The sequence below is a fragment of the Thiocapsa sp. genome (assembly GCF_011390875.1).
GTDB lineage: Bacteria > Pseudomonadota > Gammaproteobacteria > Chromatiales > Chromatiaceae > Thiocapsa.
The window spans coordinates 1-2,701 of record NZ_JAABRP010000375.1; the positions used below are offsets into that span (position 1 = coordinate 1).

A 2,701-nucleotide genomic window follows, 5' to 3' on the forward strand; every position below is an offset into this window, starting at 1 on the left:
GTCTCGGGCAGGGCGATCTGGATTCGGCACAAGAGGCCCGCAATCGCGCGACCTGCACCCGTTATCTGGAGCTTGCCGAGTCCTATATACGTCCCCGTTCGCCTCGCCTGCTGATTGCGTGCGGTCTGTCCGGATCCGGAAAGAGCTACATGGCGCGTCGGCTTCGCGAGGCACTCCCCTTGATTCATCTGCGCTCGGACATCGAGCGCAAGCGCCTCTTCGGTATCTCCGAGACGATGTCCACTCGCGCTTCGCTCGACGCCGGTATCTATTTCCCGACCGCGACCGATTGGACCTACGCCCGGCTGTTGCGTCTGGCGGAGGCGATCCTCGGCTACGGCTACGACGTGTTGGTCGATGCAACCTTCATCTGCGCGGCGCGGCGTGCACTGTTCTGGGACTTGGCTCGGCGGCACTGCACCCCGGTCGCGATCCTGGCTCTCGATGCCCCAGTGGATGTACTGCGTAACCGCATCATCTGTCGGCGTGCCGAGAACCAGGATGTCTCCGAAGCCGACGTGAGGGTTCTCGAACGTCAACGGCTGGCCTTGGAGCCCTTGGCGTCCGACGAGCGTGCCCATGCGGTCTTCATCGACACCAGCCGAACCCCTCCGTTGGCCGAGGTTCTCGAACGGATCGAGTCGGCCTTCGTTTCCGTGCTCGCGCCTACCGAGCAATGAGCGCCACACCGGCGAGCATCAACACGCCGCCGGGCAGACGTGTGGAGAGTCCGGTCTCGCGGAAGATCAGCACACCGTAGAGGATGCCGAAGAGCAGACTGAGACGTTTGACGGCGATCATGTAGGCCACCTCGACCTGTTGCAGGGCGAGGAAGTGCGTGTAGACCATCAGACCCATCAGGGCGCCGACCAGCAGCACGGGTCCGGGACGGCGCGCCAACTTGAGCAGCAGCCGGGGCCGCGGCAGTGCGAACAGCAGGCAGACGGCCGCCCCCAGCAGCGCGAAGTAGAAGGCCCCGAAGTACTCCGGTTCCATGTGACGCATGGCCCCTTTGCCCAGGGTCGCGGTCACGGCATAGATGGCGGCCACCGCCAGCATCATCCGCGAGCCGCGCTCCTCGACGATGGCCGCGAACGGACGTGTCCAGCTTCGCCAGTCGCGGTAGCTGGCATGTCGGCTGTTGAGCAGCCAGGCGCCGGCCACCACCAAGCCGACACCCGCCGCACCCAGCGGACTGATCTCCTCGCCGAGCAGCACCCAAGCCACCGCGATGACGAACACCGGGGTGAAGGCCAGGTAGGGCAGGGTGAGCGAGAGCGGATGGTCGCGGATCGCCGCCATGTAGAGCAGCATCGCGGCGATCTCCAGCGGGATTAAGGCCGCGATCCACATCCAGAACGCCAGCGGCACATCCAGTACCGGCGGCATGCCGACCAGCAGCGGCGTCATGAGCAGCCCGACGACGCCGAAGCGCACGACGACAAGCTCGCGGGCCGAGAAGCCCTGAAGCCACGCTTTGGTTGCGGCGTCCGCACTCGCCAGGGAGAAGGCGCAGAGCAGGGAGAGGCTGATCCAGTCCATGGCGCCGCGCGCGAATCCCGCAGGCTAAGGTCGCGGCTCGGGCGGCAGCTTGGCGGTCAGGACCTCGACTCCCGCGCCCGGACGATGCGCCTGCTCGCTCAGATGGCGTCGCCAGGCACGTGCGCCGGGTTGGCCTTGGAAGAGACCGAGGATGTGTCGGCTCATGGCGCTCAGCGGCGTGCCCCTCGCAAGCTCACGCTCCACGTAGGGCAGGAAGGCGTCGAGGATCTCGTTGCGCGTCGGCGCGCGACGGACGTCCCCGAAGATCATGCGGTCCGCCTCGGCGAGGACCCAGGGGTTGTGATAGGCCTCGCGGCCGATCATGACCCCGTCGAGAGTCTCCAGAAACCCGACGGCCTGCTCCAGGGTCTTGATGCCCCCGTTGATCGCGATGGTCTGATGCGGCAGATCGCGTTTGAGCTGCTCGACGACGTCATAGCGCAACGGCGGGATGTCGCGGTTCTCCTTCGGGCTCAGCCCGGCGAGCCAAGCCTTGCGCGCATGCACGACGAGCGCGTCGCACCCGGCCGCGGTCACGGCGCCGGCAAAGTCCACAAGCTCGCCGTAGCTGTCGCGATCGTCGATCCCGATACGGGTCTTGACGGTCACGGGCACTGCGACGGCATCTTTCATCGCCGCAACGCAGTCCGCGACCAGTCTCGGCTCGGCCATTAAACAGGCGCCGAATCGCCCGTTCTGCACCCGGTCCGACGGACAACCGACGTTGATGTTGATCTCGTCATAGCCTCGATCGGCGCCCAACCGTGCGCAGTGCGCCATGTCCTGCGGATCCGATCCGCCGAGCTGGAGCGCGATCGGGTGCTCGGCCGGATCGAAGCCGAGGAAGCGCTCGCTATCGCCCCTTTTGGAACCATGGATCAGTGCACCCGTCGTCACCATCTCGGTGTAGAGCAGGGTGGATCGGCTGAGAAGGCGCAGAAAATAGCGACAATGGCGATCCGTCCAGTCGAGCATGGGAGCGACGGATAGGCGGCGATCCAGCACAGGTGCGGGGAGGGAAGACAAAGACGTGCCTTGCAGCGGGGTGGTTGGATGAGCCGGTTTAACCGAATGACAGCGCTTAAACCGCGTCCGGAGCGACATGCGTAATTTTCATTTTGCGTTTGGCCTTGGAGATGTCCTCGATCTCGGTGAGACG

The 2,701-nt window shown here is 65.4% G+C and carries 3 protein-coding genes; 1 reads left to right on the forward strand and 2 read right to left on the reverse strand.

What is annotated here, in order from left to right:
* A partial coding sequence (locus tag GPT33_RS18595) for an AAA family ATPase (RefSeq protein WP_296812090.1) occupies positions 1 to 680 on the forward strand: 680 nt, incomplete at its 5' end.
* On the opposite strand, the gene GPT33_RS18600 is transcribed toward GPT33_RS18595, so the two are convergent.
* Both GPT33_RS18600 and dusA read right to left on the reverse strand, forming a co-directional pair.
* Positions 667 to 1,542 (reverse strand): DMT family transporter, encoded by an 876-nt coding sequence (locus GPT33_RS18600; protein ID WP_296812093.1) that lies wholly within the window; start codon positions 1,540 to 1,542, stop codon positions 667 to 669. The genes GPT33_RS18595 and GPT33_RS18600 overlap by 14 nt on opposite strands.
* A gap of 24 nt (positions 1,543 to 1,566) precedes the next feature.
* The gene (gene dusA, locus GPT33_RS18605; RefSeq protein WP_296812094.1) at positions 1,567 to 2,568 is read right to left on the reverse strand and encodes a tRNA dihydrouridine(20/20a) synthase DusA; all 1,002 of its coding nucleotides are present in this window, start codon (positions 2,566 to 2,568) and stop codon (positions 1,567 to 1,569) included.
* Positions 2,569 to 2,701 lie beyond the last annotated feature (133 nt).